General features: G+C 28.7%; 21 protein-coding genes. 10 read left to right on the forward strand and 11 right to left on the reverse strand.

All coding sequences use genetic code 11. The annotated features are described in order from the left end of the window. Positions 1–2: 2 nt before the first annotated feature. From msrA to AC5SL9_RS05940, 4 genes are read left to right on the forward strand one after another with little or no spacing between them, the layout of a single operon-like run. Positions 3–446 carry a peptide-methionine (S)-S-oxide reductase MsrA gene (gene msrA / locus AC5SL9_RS05925; protein ID WP_006997723.1) on the forward strand — a complete coding sequence of 148 codons (444 nt, stop codon included), beginning with the start codon at positions 3–5 and terminating at the stop codon, positions 444–446. A 1-nt stretch (position 447) separates the two neighbouring features. After that, positions 448–1,260, forward strand: a complete 813-nt coding sequence (locus AC5SL9_RS05930) for a sulfurtransferase (protein WP_494573961.1) — start codon at positions 448–450, stop codon at positions 1,258–1,260. Between the two features lie 3 nt (positions 1,261–1,263). After that, positions 1,264–2,133: an efflux RND transporter periplasmic adaptor subunit gene (locus AC5SL9_RS05935; RefSeq protein WP_006997721.1), complete on the forward strand. Its 870-nt coding sequence runs from the start codon at positions 1,264–1,266 to the stop codon at positions 2,131–2,133. Then, complete coding sequence (locus tag AC5SL9_RS05940) at positions 2,133–5,255, forward strand: efflux RND transporter permease subunit (protein ID WP_006997720.1); 3,123 nt, start codon at positions 2,133–2,135, stop codon at positions 5,253–5,255. The genes AC5SL9_RS05935 and AC5SL9_RS05940 overlap by 1 nt, the downstream gene beginning before the upstream one ends. Here the strand turns inward: AC5SL9_RS05940 and AC5SL9_RS05945 are convergent. Next, positions 5,252–5,851, reverse strand: a complete 600-nt coding sequence (locus AC5SL9_RS05945) for a transglycosylase SLT domain-containing protein (RefSeq protein ID WP_494573962.1) — start codon at positions 5,849–5,851, stop codon at positions 5,252–5,254. The genes AC5SL9_RS05940 and AC5SL9_RS05945 overlap by 4 nt on opposite strands. 452 nt (positions 5,852–6,303) lie before the next feature. Between AC5SL9_RS05945 and AC5SL9_RS05950 the strand changes: the two genes are divergently transcribed. Then, complete coding sequence (locus AC5SL9_RS05950) at positions 6,304–7,020, forward strand: 2,3-bisphosphoglycerate-dependent phosphoglycerate mutase (protein WP_494573963.1); 717 nt, start codon at positions 6,304–6,306, stop codon at positions 7,018–7,020. On the opposite strand, the gene AC5SL9_RS05955 is transcribed toward AC5SL9_RS05950, so the two are convergent. The 7 genes from AC5SL9_RS05955 to polA are packed head-to-tail and all read right to left on the reverse strand — an operon-like array spanning position 7,009 to position 15,506. Further along, positions 7,009–7,698, reverse strand: a complete 690-nt coding sequence (locus tag AC5SL9_RS05955) for a sugar phosphate nucleotidyltransferase (RefSeq protein ID WP_494573964.1) — start codon at positions 7,696–7,698, stop codon at positions 7,009–7,011. The two genes, AC5SL9_RS05950 and AC5SL9_RS05955, sit on opposite strands and share 12 nt — an antisense overlap. Beyond that, positions 7,695–8,660 (reverse strand): aminoglycoside phosphotransferase family protein, encoded by a 966-nt coding sequence (locus AC5SL9_RS05960; RefSeq protein ID WP_494573965.1) that lies wholly within the window; start codon positions 8,658–8,660, stop codon positions 7,695–7,697. The genes AC5SL9_RS05955 and AC5SL9_RS05960 overlap by 4 nt, the downstream gene beginning before the upstream one ends. Before the next feature lie 3 nt (positions 8,661–8,663). Beyond that, positions 8,664–9,122, reverse strand: coding sequence for a bifunctional tRNA (adenosine(37)-N6)-threonylcarbamoyltransferase complex ATPase subunit type 1 TsaE/phosphotransferase (locus AC5SL9_RS05965; RefSeq protein ID WP_006997714.1), 459 nt, complete (start codon positions 9,120–9,122; stop codon positions 8,664–8,666). Next, positions 9,106–10,392, reverse strand: a complete 1,287-nt coding sequence (ahcY, locus tag AC5SL9_RS05970; protein WP_006997713.1) for an adenosylhomocysteinase — start codon at positions 10,390–10,392, stop codon at positions 9,106–9,108. Before ahcY ends, AC5SL9_RS05965 begins: the two co-directional genes overlap by 17 nt. Positions 10,393–10,435: 43 nt before the next feature. Further along, entirely contained in the window at positions 10,436–11,974 is a 1,539-nt protein-coding gene (locus AC5SL9_RS05975) for a sensor histidine kinase (RefSeq protein WP_006997712.1), read from the reverse strand. Further along, on the reverse strand, positions 11,974–12,681 hold the full coding sequence (locus AC5SL9_RS05980) for a response regulator transcription factor (protein WP_006997711.1): 708 nt from the start codon (positions 12,679–12,681) through the stop codon (positions 11,974–11,976). The genes AC5SL9_RS05975 and AC5SL9_RS05980 overlap by 1 nt, the downstream gene beginning before the upstream one ends. A gap of 50 nt (positions 12,682–12,731) precedes the next feature. Then, positions 12,732–15,506 (reverse strand): DNA polymerase I, encoded by a 2,775-nt coding sequence (gene polA, locus AC5SL9_RS05985; RefSeq protein ID WP_494573966.1) that lies wholly within the window; start codon positions 15,504–15,506, stop codon positions 12,732–12,734. A 50-nt stretch (positions 15,507–15,556) separates the two neighbouring features. Here polA and AC5SL9_RS05990 point away from each other — a divergent pair, with 50 nt between their 5' ends. After that, a complete protein-coding gene (locus AC5SL9_RS05990; RefSeq protein ID WP_494573967.1) occupies positions 15,557–16,486 on the forward strand; it encodes an ABC transporter ATP-binding protein in 930 nt (309 codons plus the stop codon). Positions 16,487–16,518: 32 nt separating this feature from the next. Then, positions 16,519–17,070, forward strand: a complete 552-nt coding sequence (locus AC5SL9_RS05995; RefSeq protein WP_018413593.1) for a biotin transporter BioY — start codon at positions 16,519–16,521, stop codon at positions 17,068–17,070. Here AC5SL9_RS05995 and AC5SL9_RS06000 read toward each other — a convergent pair. Beyond that, a complete protein-coding gene (locus tag AC5SL9_RS06000; protein WP_006997707.1) occupies positions 17,063–17,626 on the reverse strand; it encodes an ActR/PrrA/RegA family redox response regulator transcription factor in 564 nt (187 codons plus the stop codon). The two genes, AC5SL9_RS05995 and AC5SL9_RS06000, sit on opposite strands and share 8 nt — an antisense overlap. Before the next feature lie 148 nt (positions 17,627–17,774). Here AC5SL9_RS06000 and AC5SL9_RS06005 point away from each other — a divergent pair, with 148 nt between their 5' ends. From AC5SL9_RS06005 to speB, 3 genes are read left to right on the forward strand one after another with little or no spacing between them, the layout of a single operon-like run. Beyond that, positions 17,775–18,953: a type III PLP-dependent enzyme gene (locus AC5SL9_RS06005; RefSeq protein WP_271564180.1), complete on the forward strand. Its 1,179-nt coding sequence runs from the start codon at positions 17,775–17,777 to the stop codon at positions 18,951–18,953. After that, positions 18,953–19,996 (forward strand): 1,9-bis(guanidino)-5-aza-nonane synthase, encoded by a 1,044-nt coding sequence (locus AC5SL9_RS06010; protein ID WP_494573968.1) that lies wholly within the window; start codon positions 18,953–18,955, stop codon positions 19,994–19,996. The genes AC5SL9_RS06005 and AC5SL9_RS06010 overlap by 1 nt, the downstream gene beginning before the upstream one ends. Before the next feature lie 2 nt (positions 19,997–19,998). Next, positions 19,999–20,874 carry an agmatinase gene (gene speB / locus AC5SL9_RS06015; protein ID WP_271616154.1) on the forward strand — a complete coding sequence of 292 codons (876 nt, stop codon included), beginning with the start codon at positions 19,999–20,001 and terminating at the stop codon, positions 20,872–20,874. Here the strand turns inward: speB and AC5SL9_RS06020 are convergent. Together AC5SL9_RS06020 and rpmB are read right to left on the reverse strand one after the other, a co-directional pair. Further along, on the reverse strand, positions 20,871–21,425 hold the full coding sequence (locus AC5SL9_RS06020; protein WP_018413597.1) for a queuosine precursor transporter: 555 nt from the start codon (positions 21,423–21,425) through the stop codon (positions 20,871–20,873). The two genes, speB and AC5SL9_RS06020, sit on opposite strands and share 4 nt — an antisense overlap. Beyond that, positions 21,425–21,748: a 50S ribosomal protein L28 gene (rpmB, locus tag AC5SL9_RS06025; RefSeq protein ID WP_006997702.1), complete on the reverse strand. Its 324-nt coding sequence runs from the start codon at positions 21,746–21,748 to the stop codon at positions 21,425–21,427. The genes AC5SL9_RS06020 and rpmB overlap by 1 nt, the downstream gene beginning before the upstream one ends. Positions 21,749–21,800 lie beyond the last annotated feature (52 nt).

A 21,800-nucleotide genomic window follows, 5' to 3' on the forward strand; every position in this document is an offset into this window, starting at 1 on the left:
CAATGGAAATAGCAGTATTAGGATTAGGATGTTTTTGGGGACCAGAAATTAAGTTTAGTAAACTTGAAGGAGTTATTAAAACTGAAGTTGGCTATTGTGGAGGTGACAGCAAAACAGTCACTTACAAAGAGGTATGTACTGGTAATACAAATCATGCAGAAGTTGTTAAGTTAGATTTTGATCCTAAAATTATCTCTTATGAAAAGATTTTAGATTTCTTCTTTGAAATTCATGACCCTACAACCTTAAATTCACAAGGACCTGATTTTGGGACGCAATATAGAAGTGAAATATTTTACCTAAGTGACAGACAAAAAGAAATTGCTGAGAGTGTTATAAAAAAAGTAAATTTAAAATTATCAGGAAATGTTGTAACAAAATCTTCTTTATTAAAAAATTATTGTCCAGCAGAAGAATATCATCAGAGATATTTGGAAAAAAGATAATATGTCTTTAGTTGATACAAATTGGTTAGAAGAAAATTTAGATAAAGTAAAAATTATTGATTGTTCATGGCACATGCCTCAGACAGAACGTAATGGTTTTGATGAATATAAAAACAATCATATTAAAAACGCAATTTTTTTTGATTTAGATAAAAACTCTAAAATAGATACTGATCTACCTCATATGTTAACAGATGCTAAGTCATGGCAAAATATTGTCTCTAGCATGGGAATTAAAAATGATGATCAAATAGTTATCTATGATAATTCGGATGTAATTAGTTCATGTAGATGTTGGTATAATTTTATCTATTTTGGTCACAATCCAGAATTAGTTCATGTATTAGATGGTGGATTAAAAAAATGGATTAAAGAAGATAAAGCAACCACTAGTGATATAATTAAGATTATTCCCTCTAACTATATTGCAAATGAAAAAAGAGAGTTAGTAAAAGATATAAACCAAATTAACAAAAATATTTTAGAAAACAATTTTAATGTTATTGATGCAAGAAGTTTAGAAAGATTTGAGGGTAAGGTTCCAGAGCCAAGAAAAGGATTGCGAAGTGGCTCAATCAAAAACTCTTTTTGTCTACCTTTCTCTGAACTTATAAATAAAGATCATACATTTATTAGTAAAGAAAAGATTCATGAAAAGTTTAAATTAACTGGATATGAGATAGGTAAAAACATTGTGTTTACTTGTGGCTCTGGTGTTACTGCTTCAGTTTTGGCCCTTGCTTATTCTTTAATAGATAATAAATATATGCCTACTATTTACGACGGATCATGGAGTGAATATGGAAAAAATTAAAATATGAAAAGATCTACAAAAATCGGAACTGCAATCCTTGCCTTCTTTTTAATTATTACAATAGTAATTGTTGGAAGAACAATGATAGGAAATCATTTTAAAAAAAAATTTAGCAAAAGACCTCCTCCAGGCATAATAGTAACTGAGGTTCTAGCAAAAAAATTTGCTCAAAAAGTTTCAACTTATGGAACAGCAATTCCTTTTAGAACTAAATCATACAAAATTGAAAAATATGAAATAGTTAACCCAATAGAATTCAATAGAAAATTAAAAAAAGGTGATTTAATAACAAAATTAAAAACTAGAAATTTAATAGCATCTTTTGATGGAGTGGTGACTAAAAGAGATTTTTCAAATGATATTAAAGTTTCTGAAAGTTCACTTTTAATACAACTAGAAGATACTTCGACAATTTATGTAGATGTAGATATTCCTGAGCTTTACGCAAGTTTTATTAAAGAAAATTTAAATGTTGATGTTAAATTTTCAGGTAATAGTGAAAAAATTTATTCAGGTGTTGTTGACTCAACAGCTGGCAGGATTGATGTGGATACAAGATCTTTAGCTATAAGAATAAAATTAGAAAATGATAATTTTGAAATTTTACCAGGTTCTCTTTTGGAGATTATAGTTAAATATAATGAGAGAAATTCCATGAGTATTCCGGATACAAGTTTAATCATGGAAGGTAACAAAACTTATGTTTATAAAGTTGCAGAAGATAATGTGACTAATAAAACTGAAATTGTTATTGGAATAAGAGATTCTGGTTTTATTGAAGTGGTTTCAGGTTTAGCTAATGGAGATAACATTGTAGCTGAGGGTTTAAAAAAAGTTAGACCAAGAGGCAAAATTAAACCAATTAAAAAATAATGTTTATAACTGACGTAAGTATAAGAAGACCAGTTGTTGCTTGGGTAATGTCTCTTATATTAATTGTTTTTGGAATATTTGTTTTTTCACAATTGCCAGTAAGAGAACTACCCGAGGGCTTACAACCACCTGTAGTTCAAGTTAAAGTAGACTACAAATCTGCATCAGCTCCTATAATTGATCAGGAAGTAACACAAGTAATAGAAGATGTAATAGGTGGAGTAGAAGGAATAAAAAATATTAACTCAACATCAGAAAATGGGAGTAGTTCAATTAATGTTGAATTTAATCCTGATATTGATCTTGATAATGCTGCTAATGATATAAGAGAAAGAGTTGCAAGAGTTGTCGATAGATTGCCAAGTGAAGCAGCAGCGCCTCAAATACTTAAACAATCAGCAGGATTTTCAACCACTATGTGGCTGGCCGTATCTTCAGCAACCTGGAGTGATTTAGAGCTTGGAGATTATGTTGAAAGATATTTAGTAGATCAATTTTCAAGTGTTAAAAATGTTGGAACAATCTCAACTGGTGGCTTAAGAGATTTAAGTGTTAGGATCTGGATTGATCCAATTAAACTTGCTGCAAATAATTTAACTATTCAAGAAGTTGAAGGAGCAATAAGGAAAGAAAATGTCAGCCTACCCGCAGGAACATTAGAAGCTACCAACATAGATTTAATACTAAATTTAGATAAGTCATATAACAATATAGAAAAACTAAAAACATTACCTATTAAAAAAAATCAAAATAGTGTTGTAAGACTTTCAGATATTGCAAATGTTGAGTTTGGCCCGGTTTCAGAAAAAAATCTTTTTAAAGCCCAAAGTAAAGATGCTTTAGATTTAAACACTGTAGGAATTGGTATTTATGCGAAAAGTGGTGCCTCAACAGTAGAGCTTTCTAAAGAAATAAGTAAAAAAATTGAAGAAGTTAAAAAAACATTGCCAGATGACCTAAATATAGAAGTAGCTTTTAACAGAGCAACATATGTGGGTACAGCTATCGATGAAGTATACAAAACTTTAATCATTGCTTTTATTCTTGTGGTCATTATTATTTATTTATTCTTAGGTAATATAAAAGCTGTAATTGTACCAGCAGTTGCACTACCTGTAAGCTTAATAGCATCGTTTTTGGGTCTTTATTTATTTGGTTTATCAATAAACATATTTGTCTTATTAAGTTTTATTTTAGCTATTGGAATAATTACTGACGACTCGGTCATAATGACAGATGCAATTTATAGAAGAATTGAAAATGGAGAGAGTCCATTAATTGCAGCTTACAAAGGGTCAAAGCAAATCAGCTTTGCAATCATTGCAACAACTTTAATTCTAGTTGCGGTTTTTATTCCTTTAATTTTCATAGATGGAATTGCAGGAACATTATTTAGAGAAACAGCAATAGCATTATCTGTTTCTGTTGTGGTGTCCTCTTTTGTTGCTCTTACACTATCACCTATGTTAGCGAGTAAGTTTTTAAAGAAAGAGCCAAAACAAAATTTTATAGTCACTAAATTTGATAAATTTTTTAAATCATTTTTAAAATTTTATGAGGAAACATTGGGGTATTGGCTTAATAAGAAAAAAATCATAATTTCATTTATAGTCTTCACTATTATTGTCTCTGGTGTTTTATTTCATTTTACAAAAAAGGAATTATTACCATTAGAAGATCGAGGGGTTTATCTTGTTCTAGGGTTTACAGATGAAGGAAGCTCTTTTGAATATACTGAAAAAAGAGCAGAAGATGTTGAAAAAAGATTAATTCCTCTTCTTCAAGCTGAGGACAGTCCATACAAAAGATTTATAATGAGAGTGCCAGGCTTTGGTAGCAATAAAAATTCTTTTAATAGCTTTATAATAATTGCATTATTAGATGAATGGGCTGAACGAGATAAAAGTTCACAAACAATAATGAGAGAAGCAATTGGAAAAATTGTGACTGTTCCTGAAACAGTAGCTTTTCCAATATCACCTCAATCTATTAGAGTTTCTAGTTACAATAAACCTGTTCAAATGGTTATATTGGGCAGCACTTATGAGGAGTTAGAGGAAATACAGTCAAAAGTTATCAATAAATTAAGACAAAATAAAAATTTATCTAGAATAGAATCGGACTATTCTAGAGACAAACCGGAAGTCAAATTAGTAATTAATAAAAATAAGGCTAAGGATTTAAGTGTGTCTACTGACTCAATTGGCAAAACCTTAGAAACTCTTTATGGTGGAAAAACTGTAACAAAATTTAATAGACTTGGTAAAGAATACCCAATTATACTTCAACAATACTTGGCAGATAGACGATCGCAAGAAGGTCTTTCTAAAATATTTGTTAGATCTGAAAGCTCTGGTAAACTTATCTCTTTATCAAATTTAGTAGAGTTCAGTGAAATTGGATCTGCAAAAAAATTAGCAAGATATAATAGGCAGAGAGCTGTAACAATATCTGCAAATATATCGGAATCTTATACACTTACAGAAGCAATTGCATATTTAGAAGAAACAATGGAAGAAATTGGCTCTTCTAATCAAATTGCATGGAAAGGTAAATCAGAAGAAATAAAAGAAACTAGTAATGAACTATTTATTATTTTTGGATTAGCTTTTCTAACTGCGTACCTAGTAATGGCTGCAACCTTTAATTCATTTATTCATCCATTTATTATTATGTTAACTGTTCCACTTGCTTTGTTTGGAGGTTTGGTCTTTATATTATTCCTGAACAGTTCTATTAATATCTTCTCACAAATAGCGCTTGTCATACTAATTGGAATATCAACTAAAAATAGTATTCTAATTGTTGATTATGCCAATCAGTTAAGAACAGCTGGAAAAAATATAGAAACATCTGTTAAGGAAGCTTGTCAATTAAGATTTAGACCCATAATGATGACGTCAATAAGCACAATGATAGCAATGATGCCATTGGTTATAGGAAATATTGGACCAGGCGCAGGTGAAGCTTCAAGATTAGCAGTGGGTGCAACTATTCTGGGAGGAATGATTATATCAACATTCTTTACATTATATGTAACACCAACCATGTATTTGGTATTAGCAAAGAATACGAAACGAATTGATGCGGTTGATATTGAGCTAAAAAAACAACTTCGTTAAAATATAATATATTTATTTTTATTTAATCTTTTCTGGCAATCATGTAATTGTGATTTGTATTTATTAGATTGTTTTTCTACTTTTTTAGCTAAACCTATAACTTTCTGGTTATTCTTATAATCTTTATAACCACCCCACCCTTCATGATACGCAAGATACTGTCTAAAGGCATCTTTCTTAGAAATTTTTAAAAGAGATTCAGTTTTATCGGTATACCAACCAATAAAATCAACACTATCTTTAAACCTTGTTCTTGTTGCTAATTTATTTCCAGTTTCATTTTTATACTGCTCCCAAGTTCCCTTTACTGCTTGTGAATATCCAAATGAACTAGAGGGCCTCTTAAATGGTATAATCTTAAATAATTTTTGCCTTGGCGGTTTAGCTAGCCAATCAAAGTCTGATTCCATCTTAATTATAGCTAACTGAATATAAATTGGGGTTCCCCATTTTTGTTCAGTTTTCTTTGCATGTTTATACCAAAGATATCTTTCATTAAAAATTGAGCAACTATTTGAAGTATTTTGAGGTATTGAGGAGCAGCCAGCTATAAAAATAATTAATAGTATTAAAAAATGATTTTTAAGTTTTGACATACCTAATTACAATCTTATAGATAAGTATAACCAATATTACACCTACAATATTTCCAAATAAATCACTCATCTCAAATCCACGATTTGGAATGATAATGTGAAATAGTTCTAAAAAAATTGATAATAGAATTAAATAAACACTTAAAAGATTAATCTTTTTAGTATTATGAAAAGAAAGTACCCCTAAGCTTGTAAGTAAAAGAAAAGCATAGAAATGGTTTGATGAAATTATAAAATCTTGAGTAATTTGGGGTTGAATATAACAATCATTATACAAAAAACATCCAAAAATACTCCCTGGGTATAAATAAAATATTATCAATATGATATTTGAAAAATAAAACCCAATTCTAAAAAAGTTTTTTAATTTATTCATAATAATCTTATTTATTTTATTTATTTTATTTATTTTATTTATTTTATTTATTTTATCAGTTATCAGAATATATCAAATGACTCATTTAATTTTAGTAAGACATGGTCAAAGTGAATGGAATCTTGAGAAAAGATTTACAGGCTGGGTAGATGTTGACCTTACAGGGCAAGGTAAATTAGAGGCCTGCAAGGCTGGAGAGTATATTAAGAAAACTAAAATTGATATTGATTATTTTTATTCATCATTTCAGTTAAGGGCTATCAATACACTAAAATTTATTCAGGACACATTAAGAGACAAAAGAGAACCAGTTAAAGCCTGGCAATTAAATGAAAGACATTATGGAGCTTTAACTGGGCTAAATAAAGATGAAATGAAAGATAAGCTCGGTGAAGATAAAATACATGCTTTTAGAAGATCTTGGGATATTAAACCAGATCCATTAAGTAGAAACAATCCATATCACCCGTTAAATATAGAGGTTTATAAAAGCATTCCAAAAGAAAATATTCCTGACACCGAGTCCCTTAAAGATACCTACGAAAGAGTAATAAAATTTTATATTGATGAAATTCAAATGAAACTAAAAAATGATAAAAATATTTTAATTTCAGCTCATGGAAATTCTATAAGGGCGTTATGCAAATTTTTATTTAAATTAGACAATCAAAGGATAACATTACTCGAAATACCAACAGGCAATCCACTTTTGATAGATTTAGATTCAAAGCAAAATATTAAAGAATGCTCTTACCTAGATCAAGATAGAGCTAAGGACTTGTTAGTTTTTTAATAATTTTTTGTAAATATTGAGATCTGTTAAATGTCTAAAGTCTTCAAAACTCTCAAAACCATATAAATCGTCTTTATCAATTAATTTATTCCAAATATTTGAAATGGAAAAATTACCTACCTCATAAGAATCAAATAAACTCTTATTTAAGATTTGGCACCCTGTATAAATTAAGTGATTAAGTTCATCATTTTTTATAATATTTTTTTTAAGATTAAAATCACCCTTCAAATTTTTGTCAAAACTCAAGTTTTCATTAGCTAATAAAAGTATATTTTTAACTTTATTTAAAAAATAAAATTTCTCCATATCATTAATATATTTTTTATAATTCTCATTCCATACGGTGTCTGGATTAAATATCATAAAATCTGTTTCATCAGATGAATTTATTAAATTTAAAATTCCACCTCCCGTATCTAAAATATTTGAGCCATCATTTATTATTTTAATTTCTAAATTAAATTTCTTATTTTTAAGAAATTGTTCAATTTTTTCACTTAGGTAAAATGTGTTAATTAAAATCTTATCAATTCCCAAAGAATGTATTAAATTAATACAATTTTCTAATAAAGTTATTTCGTTTATCTTTAGTAGAGGTTTCGGGGTTGTCAGTGTTATTGGGTTTAAGCGTTTACCATATCCAGCACATAAAATTAATGCAGTTTTAATCTTCATTTCTGATTTCTTATTTTTTTGGAAAAATTAAGCTCTAATAAGCTTTTCAGCTCAGAAAATTTTTTATTGTTCGAAATTCTTAATTCAATTAACTTCCAAGCATAGGGAATTAATTTCAAATATTGCTTTTTCTTATCTCTCATTGCCAATCTTGTGAATATTCCAATAATTTTCATATTTCTTAAAATGGATAATATTTCAAAATCACTTAATAACGTAGACTTGTTAACTCTTTTTTTATTTAGTTTTAGATAATAACGATAAATTTTATTTTTAAATATTTCATCTGTTCTAAATCTAACATCATCAATTAGGGAAGCTAAATCATAAGCCCTGTTTCCAATTAAAGCATCCTGCGAGTCAATAACTCCTATTTTATTTTTGTACTTCATTAAATTCGATGCATGAAAATCTCTATGAACTAAAACTTTTTCTTTTGATTGAAGGAGTGTTAATAAAAACCTAATTTGTTTTTTAATATCAATTTTAAACTTGGTTAGTTTATTTTTTTTTATAAATTTTTTTGCATACCATTCACAAAATAAATTTGCCTCATTGAATAATTTAACATTATCATAAATAGGTATTTTGTAAGTTTTACCTTTAAAGTTTTTAGATCTATTTTGTTTAATTTTTTGAATCACTCCAAGTAAATCAATAGATTTTTTATAGAGAGTTTCTTTTTGGTTTTTATTTTTTTTTAATAAACTAAAAACTGAGTCGTCTCCAAAATCTTCAATTTCTATATAATTTTTTTTATAATTTTCGCTATAAAGTTTAGGTGCTAAAACTTTATTTTTAATTAGGAGACTATTTATTGCATCATATATTAGCAAATTTTTCTCTTTTTCCTTAGAAGCAAAAACTATGATTGATTTTTTTTTTAATAATGACTTTCTATAAAAAGATCTAAATGATGCGTCACCTTTAATTTTTTTTAATTTATTATTAGTTTGTAACATCTATTATTTATTTTTAACTCCCTTAATTGTTAAATATCTTTTACTTAAATCATCATTGTATTCAAAATGTAAATCAATTTTGGAATCAATAGTTTCTTTTATTTTCTCAGGCCATTCAATTAATGTCACAACTTCTTCTCTATTTTCAAATAAACCAATGTTTTTTATCTCACTATAGTCAGTCAACCTGTACAAATCGTAATGCTGTATTATAAAATTTCCAACATCATATTCATTTACCAAATTAAAGGTAGGACTAGTAACTTCAGTTAAATTGATTTTATTTAATTGTTGAAGATTATTAATGAGGTGTCTTATAAATGTGGTTTTGCCAACACCTATTTCTCCATGAAAATAAGCTACATCTCCTTTTTGTAGTGTTCTTGAAAAACTTTTAGCTAGCTCAGATGTTTTATCTTCTAGGGAGATATCTATTTTTTCGCTATTAGTAGCGATAAGCATCTGGTTTGAATGGACCTTCTGTTTCAACACTTATATAGTCAGCTTGGTCTTTTGATAGTTTCGTAAGTTTAGCACCTACTTTTTTTAAGTGAAGCATTGCCACTTTTTCATCTAATGATTTTGGTAATACATAAACTTTATTTTCATAATTTTTATGATTATGCCAAAGTTCAATTTGAGCCATTACTTGATTTGTAAATGATGCACTCATTACAAAACTTGGATGCCCTGTTGCACAACCTAAATTTACCAATCTACCTTTGGCTAAAAGAATAATTCTCTTTCCATCAACTAATTCTATTTCATCAACTTCTGGTTTTACTTCTGTCCATTTATAATTTTTTAAGGCTTCTACTTGAATCTCATTATCGAAGTGTCCAATATTACAAAGGATTGCTCTATCTTTCATATTTCTCATATGATCTGCAGTAACAATATCTATATTACCTGTAGCAGTAACAACAATATCTGCCTTACTTATAGCTTCATCCATTAAAACTACTTCATAGCCTTCCATTGCTGCTTGGAGTGCACAAATTGGATCCGCTTCTGTAACCATTACTCGAGCACCACTTTGTCTTAAAGATGCAGCACTACCTTTTCCAACATCCCCAAAGCCTGCTACAATTGCAACTTTACCAGACATCATTACATCTGTGGCTCTTCTAATTCCATCTACTAAACTTTCTCTACAACCATATAGGTTATCAAATTTTGATTTTGTAACTGAGTCATTAACATTAATTGCTGGAATCATTAATGTTCCATCTTTTTCCATTTTGTTTAATGCTTTAATTCCAGTCGTTGTTTCTTCTGAAACACCTTTTACTTCCTTTAACAAATCTTTGTAATCACTGTGCATCATTGCAGTTAAATCACCACCATCATCTAAGAGCATATTTGCTTTCCAGTCTTTTTTACCTTCTATTGTTTGTCTGATGCACCATACAGCTTCCTCTTCAGTTTCACCTTTCCAAGCAAAAACTGGTATTCCTGCTTTAGCTATTGCTGCTGCAGCATGATCTTGTGTTGAAAAAATATTACAAGAAGACCATCTAACCTCTGCTCCAAGCTCTACTAAAGTTTCAATTAAAACTGCTGTTTGAATTGTCATATGAAGACATCCCAATATTCTTGCTCCTTTTAAGGGTGCTTTTCCTGAGTATTCTTCTCTTAATGCCATTAGACCAGGCATTTCACTTTCAGCTATTGAAATTTCTTTTCTTCCAAAGTCTGCTAATGATATATCTTTGACTTTAAAATCATCCATTGCTCAGTTTTATATAATAAAAATTTAATTAATCAACTTATGATTAAACTTTAGGGAAGACAATCTCAACATTTGCACCTTCTTGCGTTACATTGTTTGAGGCATTAATGGTAGCACTATGGAGTTCAACAAGGTTTTTTACTATATTTAAGCCTAAACCAGAATGCTCTCCAAAGGTATCAGGTCTATTACTATAAAATCTATTAAATATTTTTTTTGTATCTGTTTCCTTAAATCCTTTACCTTCATCAATAACTTTAAAAATAATTTTATCCTTATCTCCTTTATAAATTTCAACTAAGATTTTTTTGTTATCATCACTAAATGAAATTGAATTATCTAATAAATTTGCAATAATTTGTTCAATTCTATTTTCTATTCCATTAATAAAATATTCTTCTTGATCATCTTGATCATTTAACATTATTTTAATTCCTCTTTTTGCTTCATAAATATTATTAAAATCATCTACTACAGATCTTGCAATTAATTTGAGATTAATTTTTTTCATTTTTTCTTTACTTAATGCAACCTCATCTTTTAGTATTTGAGAATAATCAGTGATCAATCTTTCAATTCTTTGGACATCATGATTGAGAATACTAATTAATTTACTTCTTTGAGATTGATCATCAGTCTCATTCAATATTTCTGAAGCACTTTTTAATGATGTTAAGGGGTTTCTTATCTCATGAACAAGATCAGTTGAAAAATTTTCTGCATGTGAAATTCTTTTTTGAAGTTCACTTGTCATATCATCTAAAGAATTTGACAAAGTTCCTAGCTCGTCATTTCTACTTTTAAGTTCATTAATATTTGTTTTTTTTTTGCTCTTTTCTTTTATAATTTTTGTATATGCTACTAAGTTCTTTATAGGTTTTAGAAAATATCTATTTAAAACAAAAGAGAATATAAATATTACTATAATTATAAATATTGCTGTTCTTAGAATAAATGTTTTTCTTTCATCAATAGCAGATTTTACATCATTAGCATTTTCTGAAATTGCTAGGTATCCAATATTAACTCCATTTAGTGTAATGTTTTTAACTGTTGTTAGTAAAAATTGATCATAGCCTTCCTGTATAAAAGTAAAGGGCTTTCCATAGTCTTTTGACCACGAATAATTAGTAAGAACATCTTTGAATGAAACGGTTTTTTCTTTATTTATGTTTTTTGTTTCAACAATTTTTTTGCTTTTTTCTTCGTCTAATATTTCTAGCTCAACTATATCTAGTCTACTAGAAAAGGATCTCGGGTCTAAATCTAGCGTATCAGTATCACCTACTAAATTAAATTGATTATCAAATAAGATAACTCTATCTAAGTTTTGAAATAAAAATCTTGTTGAAAATAAAAATTTTCTAATATCTTCTTCCTCAAATTTTATATTTAACCTTAAAATATGCTCAATTGTATTGTTAATTATTTGAATATGTTTGGAGGTTTTATTTTTTATTAAGTTAGGTTTTGCATTGCTAATGTAAAGTGCTGTTAAAATTCCTATAATTAAAAAAATAACCAAATTAATGAATAAAAATTTTTTTAATATAGATAAACTTTTTAGAAAATTACTGAACATTAACTAACGTTCCATCTGTATCCACTGCCATATCTTGTTTCTATAGCTGTAAAATCAGGATCAACTTTTTTAAATTTTTTTCTAATTCTTTTAACATGACTATCAATAGTTCTATCTTCAATATCAGTATCTTCTCGATAAGCAATGTCCATAAGCTGAGCTCTTTCTTTTATTATTCCTGGTCTCTTTGCTAATTCTTTAACTATTAAAAATTCTGTAGTAGTTAGTTTATCTGGTAGTTGCTTGTTATCCCATTCACATTCAAGTTGTGAAGGGTCAAGTTTTAGCTTCCCATGCGAAATAATATTTTTTGTGTCTTCAAGATTGTTGTTAATATCTTTTTTTCTAAGTTGAACCCTTATTCTTTCTATTAAAACTTTAATGGAAAAACCTCCTGACTTTTTTATAAAATCATCTGCACCCAATTTTAAGCCTAATAATTCATCTATTTCATCATCTTTTGAAGTTAAAAAAATTACAGGCAAGGAAGTTTTTTTTCTTAACTTTTTTAAAAGCTCTTCACCATCCATTTTTGGCATCTTTATATCTATAACAGCAAGATCTGGTGGATTTCTAGTTAACCCAATTAAAGCACTTTCTCCATCAATATAAGTTTGAACTTTAAAGCCTTCTTTTTCAAGAGCTATACTTATACTTGTGAGTATATTTCTATCATCATCAATAAGAGCTATTGTTTGAGTTTGCATATTCTACTTTAAAAATACTAAATTGTTCTAATTTAGGCAATGGAGATAAATTAATGAAGTATTCCCCAATTGTCCCCTGTATTCACGTCTACCGTCAATGGTGTTGAAAAAGTGTGTAAATCACTTTCTGTAACACTCGTCATTTCATCCTTGATTATTTCAGTTATATTTTTGACTTCTTTTACTGGAACCTCAAAAATTAATTCATCATGAATTTGTAATAATATTTTTGATTTATTATTTTTAATGCTTTCAAATTTTTTATTAAGTCTAATCATTGCAAGTCGCATGATTTCTGATGCTGATCCTTGAATAGGAGCATTAATAGCTGCTCTTTCTTGAAAATTTCTCACATTGAAATTTTTATCATTAATTCCATTAAAGTGAGATCTTCGACCAAAAATATTGGTTACATATCCACTTTTTCTGCAAAACTTAATTGTATTATCCATATAAATTTTTATTTCAGGAAATTTTAAGAAATAGGCATTTAAAAATTCATCTGCTTCATGATTTGAAACGTTGATTTGTTTTGCAAGTCCATATTGTGAAATACCATAAATTATTCCAAAATTAATAGCCTTAGCCTTCCTTCTCATGTCTTGGTCTACTTTTTTAATATCAACATTAAATACCTGGCTTGCTGTAAGAGAGTGAATATCTTCATTGTTACTAAACGCTTTTTTCAGCTCTTTAACCTCTGCCAAATCAGCTAAAATTCTCATTTCAATCTGATTATAATCTGCAGATATTAATGTGAAGCCCTTTTCTGCTATAAAAGCTTTTCTTATATCTTTACCATCCTCTGATTTAATAGGAATATTTTGTAGGTTTGGATCACTGGATGCCAATCTTCCTGTTGTTGTTGCTGCCAATAAAAATGATGTGTGAACTCGTTTAGTATTTGGATTAATGTGTTCAGGTAAAGCATCTGAGTAAGTGTTTTTAAGCTTGGACACTTGTCTCCAATCTAGAATTAATTTTGGAAATTCATGTCCTTTAAATGCTAAGTCTTCTAACACACTTGCATTTGTGGCAAAACTACCTTTTCTAGTTTTTTTAAGTACAGCAATTTTCAAATCATTATAAATAATTTCACCTAATTGTTTTGGTGATGCAATATTAAATTCTTTTTTTGAAATTTTAAAAACTTCTTTTTCTAGTTTACTTATTTTTTTTTCAAATTTTTCAGACAAAACCTTTAAAAATTTATTATCAATTTTAATTCCTTCAATTTCCATAAATGCTAGTATCTTAATTAAAGGTTTTTCAAAGATTTCATAAATATTAGTTAATTTCTCTAATTTTAAATTTTTACTAAATATTTTGTATAATCTGTAAGTAATATCAGCATCTTCAGCAGCATACTCCATTGCCTTATCTAGCTCTACATCACTAAAGTTTATTTCTTTTTTACCTGTACCAACAATTTCTTTAAATGAAATTGTTTTATGCTGTAGATGAATCTCAGACAAGGTATCCATATTATGTCTATTTTTTCCAGCATCTAATACATAAGACATCAGCATTGTATCCTCCATTGAATTCATATTTATTCCATGTTTATACAAGACAATAAAATCAAACTTAATATTTTGACCAATTTTTTTTACACTCTTGTCTTCTAAAAGTGGTTTGAGTTTTTTAATTACAGTTTCTTTTTTTAAACATCCTTTAAACTTATGACCGATTGGAATATAACAAGCCTTGCCAATTTTAGTGCTTAATGAAATTCCCACTAAATCAGTCTGATGTGCATCTAAAGAACTAGTCTCTGTATCAATTGCTAGCTCTCCAGCTTCTTCTGCTTCGTTAATCCACTCATCTATTTCTTTTTCATTTGTAATTAGATGATAATTTTTTTTACTTATATTTTGATGTTTTTTTTCAGGCTTTGTCTCTTTTGCTGTCTCTTCTAACAGTGGTTCTCCGTATGCAGAAATGACAGAACTAAGAAGTCTATTAAACTCCATTTCTCTTAAAAATTTATATAGTTTATCTTTATCAATCTTCTTTAGATGAAATTCCTCTAACTTTCTTTCAACTGGAGCATCTTTCATTAGTGTCACTAATTTTTTGCTAATTATCGCTTTATCTTTGTTCTCTATAAGTGTTTCTCTTCGTTTATTTTGTTTTATTTCTTGAGCATTATCTAATAATTTTTCTAGGGTTCCATACTTATTAATCAGTTCTGCTGCAGTTTTTACACCTATCCCAGGTACTCCCGGAACATTATCACTACTGTCTCCAGCTAAGGATTGAACATCAATAACTTTTTCTGGGCCCACTCCAAATTTAGTTACTATATCTTCAGGTGTTATAAATTTATTTTTCATAGGATCAAATATACGAACGTCTTTTCTATACAATTGCATTAAGTCTTTATCTGAAGAGACTATTGTCACCTTTGCCCCCTTTGCCAAAATTTGTTCTACATAAGTGGCTATTAAATCATCTGCTTCATAATTTGGAAGATCTACAGATGGTAAATTAAAAGCAACTACAGACTTTCTTATGTATTCAAACTGTGGTGCTAAATCATCTGGGGCTTCTGATCTATTAGCTTTATAGTCTGAATAAATTTCATTTCTAAAAGTTTTTCTAGCAGCATCAAATATTACAGCAAAGTGTGTTGGTTTTTGAAGATTTTCATTTGATTTTGAATCCTCTAATAGTTTAAATAGCATACTGCAAAATCCACTAACTGCACCTACTGGAAGACCGTCACTTTTTCTAGTTAGGGGTGGTAATGCATAATAAGCTCTAAAAATGTAACCTGAACCATCTATTAAATAAAAATGATCTGTTTTTTTAATTTTATCCATTAAATAATATTATCTTAAATATTTTAAATACTATAAATGTATTACCACGCATGGAGCAAAAAAATATACTTTCTGTTAAAAATTTAAAAAAAATTTATTCAGACAAACAAGATGGGGACAACCTTGCTTTAAACGATTTAAACTTAGACGTGAAAGAGGGAGAAATTTTTGGCCTTCTTGGTCCTAATGGTGCTGGGAAAACAACATTTATAAATATTTTAGCTGGAACAGTGGTTAAAACAGCAGGACAAGTAAGTGTCTGGGGTTTTGACTTAGATAAAAACCCAAGACAAGTTAGAGCTTCGGTTGGAATAGTTCCTCAAGAAGTAAATCTTGATCCATTTTTTAGCCCAAGAAAATTATTAGAATTACAGGCTGGTCTTTATGGAATTAAAGAAAAAGATAGAATTACAGATACAATTCTAAAATTAGTGTCCTTAGAAAAACAAGCTAACAGCTATGCTAGAAGTTTATCTGGTGGAATGAAAAGAAGATTGTTAATGGCTAAAGCTTTAGTTCATCAGCCACCAATAGTTATTCTAGATGAACCTACTGCTGGTGTTGATGTGGAATTAAGACAAAATTTATGGAAAAATGTAAAATTATTAAATGAACTTGGTGTAACAATCATTTTAACAACTCATTACCTCGAGGAGGCTGAGGAAATGTGTGGAAGAATAGCTATATTAAATAAAGGAAATATTGTTGCCCTAGACAGCACTAAGAATTTATTAGATAGAATTCAAACCAAAAAAGTAACCTTTAAAACTGATATAAAGATAAATATTAACGATGATGATCTAGAATCTTTAAAAATAGTTTCACACTTAGATAATGAAGTTTGTGTTTCTTATGAAAAAAGTAAAATTAATATGGAAGAATTAATTAATTTAATTAAGAAAAATAACGTCAAAATTATAGATATTTCAACTGACGACGGTGATTTAGAGGATGTTTTTTTAAGATTAATAAAAAACTAGATTATCACATTAATAAATAGTAATTTGTGGATATGGATCTATTAAAAACAAATACAATTCAAAAAGTATTAAAAACATTTATTCTAATTTTTATAGGAACAATGGCTTTAACTATTTCAGCTAAATTAAAAATACCATTTTATCCTGTGCCTATGACAATGCAAACATTTGTAGTTCTTTTTTTAGGAATTGCTTTCGGGTATAAAATTGGCCTGGCATCTGTAGCTGTTTATCTTCTGGAGGGTATTCTAGGTATGCCTGTATTTTCTAACTCACCAGAAAAAGGTATTGGAATAGTTTATTTTACTGGTCCAACAATGGGATATTTAATTGGATTTTTATTTGCTTCTTTTTTTGCAGGCTATTTAAATCTTAATAAAAATATTTTTATAATTTTTGGAAAATTAATATTTTCTGTTTCTGTAATCTATGTATTTGGAGCTATTTGGTTGGGAACTTTAATTGGATGGGATAAACCAATTCTTCAATTAGGAGTGACACCATTTTTATTAGCTGAATTATTTAAAATTTGCTTATTGGCTATATTGGCTAAAAAAATTATCAAATTTAGAAAATTTATCTAGGGGATCTTTTAGATAAAATTCTTTGTAACGTTCTTCTGTGCATTTTAAGTCTTCTAGCAGTCTCAGATACATTTCTATTGCATAATTCAAAAACTCTATGAATATGTTCCCACTTAACTCTATCAGCTGACATAGGGTTTTCTGGTGGTTCAGCTTTTTTCTCTGGATCGGCTAGTAATGCTTTCTCAACATCATCTGCGTCTGCTGGCTTTGCTAAGTAATCAATTGCACCTTCTTTAATCGCAGCAACAGCCGTTGGAATATTTCCATATCCAGTTAACATTATAATTCTACTGCTTGGATTAGAAATTTGAATTTGCTTTACTACTTCAAGTCCATTTCCATCAGCTAGTCTTAGGTCGACAACTGCAAAAGCTGGTTTTTTTTCTTTAACAGATAGTATTCCTTTTTGTACACCCTCAGCTTGAAAAACCTCAAATCCCTTTTTTTCCATGGCTCTTGCAAGCCTATCTCTAAAAGGATTGTCATCATCAACGATTAATAAGGATTTATTATCAAAATCACTTAATTTTTTTAAATTAGCTGCTTCAACCATATTATTAATATGGTGCCTTATCTGATAATTTCAACACCCATTATTTGCTTTACATTAATTAAGTATTGCCTTAATTGCATGATTTATATGAAAGTTTTTAAGTATTTAAGAACTTTTTTTTATTAAATTTTTTTTGGGGACATATAAAATGCAAAAATTTAAAACAGTTGATGAGCTTATAAATCAACTAAAACCAGAAAAGCCTATTTATTGTATTAGAAAAAAATCTATACAGTCTGCTTCTACTTATTTTAGGAATAAATTTCCTGGTAAAGTTCTATATGCTGTTAAAACTAACTCACATCCTGAGGTTTTAAAAACAATAGTAGAAAGTGGAATTGAAAACTTTGATGTAGCTTCAATTCAAGAGATTAAAGACATAAGAGCTATCTCCCCTGATGCAAAATGCTCATATATGCATACTGTTAAGAGTAGAGAAAGTATTAAGGAAGCTTACTTTAACTACAATATTAAAGCTTTTTCTTTAGATACTAAAGATGAATTAATAAAAATTATTGAAGCAACCAATCAAGCAAAAGATCTTGAACTATTTGTAAGGGTTGCTGTTTCAAATGAACATGCTGAAATAGATCTATCTAAAAAATTTGGTGTTTTAACCTCTGAAGCTACTGGTTTATTAAGACTAACGAAACAATATGCAAAAAAAATCGGCTTAAGTTTTCACGTTGGTTCTCAATGTATGCACCCAATTTCTTATGCAAAAGGAATTGGAGAGATTGGAAACATAATAAAAAAAACAAAAATTATTCCTGATTACATAAACATTGGTGGTGGATTTCCTGCAATCTATCCTGATTTAGTACCTCAACCTTTAGAAAATTATTTTGAAGAAATAAAAAAAAGTTTAACTAATTTAGAACTAGAAAAACTTCCAGAATTATTATGTGAGCCTGGAAGAGCAATAGTTGCAGAAAGTGGTTCTACAATTGTCAGAGTAAATCTTAGAAAAAAACAAAAACTTTATATAAATGATGGAACATACGGAACTCTTTTTGATGCTGGTACACCAAATATGGTTTACCCATCTCGTTTAATTAAATCTAGCAAGATAATATCAAAAAAATTAACTGCTTTTGATTTTTATGGCCCCACCTGCGATAGCATGGATTACATGAAAGGACCATTTTTACTTCCAAATAATATTAAAGAAAATGATTATATTGAACTAGGTCAGCTTGGAGCCTACGGTCTAACTTTTAGAACTCAATTTAATGGTTTTTATTCTAATGAAATTTATGAAGTAGAAGATGAGCCGATAATGACCATGTATGGTAAAGACAGCAATAAGGCTATACTAGTTGCCTAATGCCAGAAAACAAAAATTTAACTCATAATAGCAAAAAAAGCTTCTTACAAAATCCAGTTGAACACATAGATATTACATCGTTTGATGCAAGAAAGATAATTTCCTCAATGGAAAAAATGTCTTTTGTTTCAAGAGAAACAGCAAATGCAGCCAACATTTTTAATGAAATGATTCAAGATAAGGATTGTACAATTTTTTTAACACTTGCTGGTTCCACTTCTGCTGCGGGATGTATGAATATTTATAAAGATTTAGTTAAATATAATATGGTTGACGCAATTATTGCTACAGGAGCTTCAATAGTAGATATGGATTTTTTTGAAGCTTTAGGTTTTAAACATTATCAAGGTTCACAATTTCAAGATGACACTGAATTAAGAAAAAATTATATAGATAGAATTTACGATACATATATTGATGAAGATGAATTACAGGAATGTGATCAAAAAATATGTGAAATAGCAGATACACTTGATCCTAGAAGTTACACATCAAGAGAATTTATTTATGAAATGGGAAAATATTTAAAGAAAAATTCTAAAAAAAAAGACTCTTTAATTGAAACTGCATATGACAATAATGTTCCCATTTTTTGTCCTGCATTTACAGACTCAAGTGCCGGTTTTGGATTGGTCACTCATCAAGAAAATAATCCTAAAAAGCATATTACGATAGATTCTATTAGAGAGCTTCGTGAATTAACTGAAATAAAGATTCAATCAAAAGGATCTGGCTTATTTATGATTGGTGGAGGAGTACCTAAAAACTTTGTTCAAGATACTGTTATCTGTGCTGAACTTTTAGGAAAAGAGGTTGAGATGCATAAGTATGCAGTTCAAATTACAGTAGCAGATTCTAGAGATGGTGCTTGCAGCAGCTCTACATTAAAAGAGGCAAGCTCATGGGGTAAAGTAGATATTGCTAAAGAACAAATGGTTTTTGCAGAAGCAACTAGTGTCCTTCCTTTGATTGCAAGCGATGCTTATCATAAAGGTGATTGGAAAAATAGAACGAGAAAAAACTTCTCAAAAATATTTAAATAAAATTGAAATATCTTTCTAATAAAAATGGTTTTCTAGGAATTGACAATGATGTTAATTTTAAAGAGAAAGTAGTAGTTGTTCCATTTGGTTTAGAAAAAACTGTAAGTTATGGTGGTGGCACTCGTAATGGCCCTAAAGAAATCATCAAAGCATCTCATCAAGTTGAGCTATATGATGAAGAGTTACATTGTGAACCCTATAAAAAAATTGGGATTAAAACTTTAAAACCATTTAAAATTGATAAAGACATTAAAAAAGCTCTTAAAAAGATGTCTGATATAAATCAAGAAATATTAGATAAAAAATTATTTCCAATCACTTTTGGTGGGGAGCACTCAATAACACCTGGATGTATTGCTCCATTTGTAAAAAAATATAAAGATATATGTTTACTACATTTTGATGCACATGCAGATTTAAGAGAGAGTTATAATGGTGAAAAATTTTCACATGCTTCAGCTATTAAGAGATGTCTTGATCATAAAAATGTTTCCATAATTTCATTTGGGATCAGAAATATATCTCAAAGTGAAATACCATTCTTAAAAAAAAACTCATCTAGGATTGATATCTTTTGGGCAAAAGACAAAAATAAATGGGACCTAAAAAAATTTAAAAAAATGATAAAGAATAAAACAGTTTATTTAACATTTGATGTTGATGGTTTAGATTCAAGCATAATGCCTGCAACAGGCACACCTGAACCAGGTGGATTATTGTGGGATGAAACTTTAAATATCATACGGATAGCTGCTAAAAACTCTAATATTGTTGGTGCAGATATAAATGAGCTTTCACCTATTAAAGGTTTTAATTCTTACAATTTTCTTGTAGCTAAACTTGCTTATAAAATCTTGTCGTACAAATTTTTATACTAAGCTTTTGAAGCTTTAAAAGTTCCTAATAATAATCTAAATGGAATTAACATTGCTAAAGCAACAAATATTTTAACAGCTAAATCACCTAGAGATAAAGTGACCCATGGTATTCCCGTTGCATAAAATGAGATGGAGAAGAATAAAAATGTGTCAACAGTAGACCCAATTAACGAAGAAGTTAATGGAGCAACAAACCATTTCTTTTTTCTTAAATAGTCAAAAATTTGAACATCTAACAACTGTGCAACCATAAATGCTATACCTGAACCTATAGCAATTCTAACTGAAATTAAGTCTGCAAAATTTGTTGAAAAGAAAAGAGTAAATACAATCCCTATAATAAAACCAACATAAACAATTTTTCTAGCTACAACCTTGCCATAAGATCTATTTGCCAGATCCGTAATTAAAAAAGCAACTGGATAGCTAAAAGCACCATAAGTTAATATTTCTTCTAAACCATAATAATTGATTGGAAATTGTACTAAATAATTTGAAGTTAAGACAACAACTCCCATTATAAATGAGAGTAGTATAAAAAACTTTTTCATTAAGCTGATTTACTAGGAGATGCTTTTGGTGCTTTTTTAATAAAAGGTGATTTAATTAATATACTTTTTTTTAATTTTTTTAGTCTAGGCGAAATATTTTTATTTTTTACAGTCTTTAAAAACTGATCAAAAGTACCTTTTTTATCAACGCTTCTAACCCCGGCATTACTAACAGTTAAAGTTAGGCTTCTTTTCAAAAGTTCACTTGTAAATTTAGCTTTTTTTAAATTAGGTAAAAATCTTCTTTTAGTCTTATTGTTAGCGTGACTAACATTGTGACCTTTCATAGGAATTTTACCAGTTAATTCACATTTTTTAGACATAATATTTAGTGACTATATAAGATGTGTTCATGATCTCGTCAAGTTTATTAGG

It is taken from the genome of Candidatus Pelagibacter sp. PS_37, assembly GCF_059417825.1.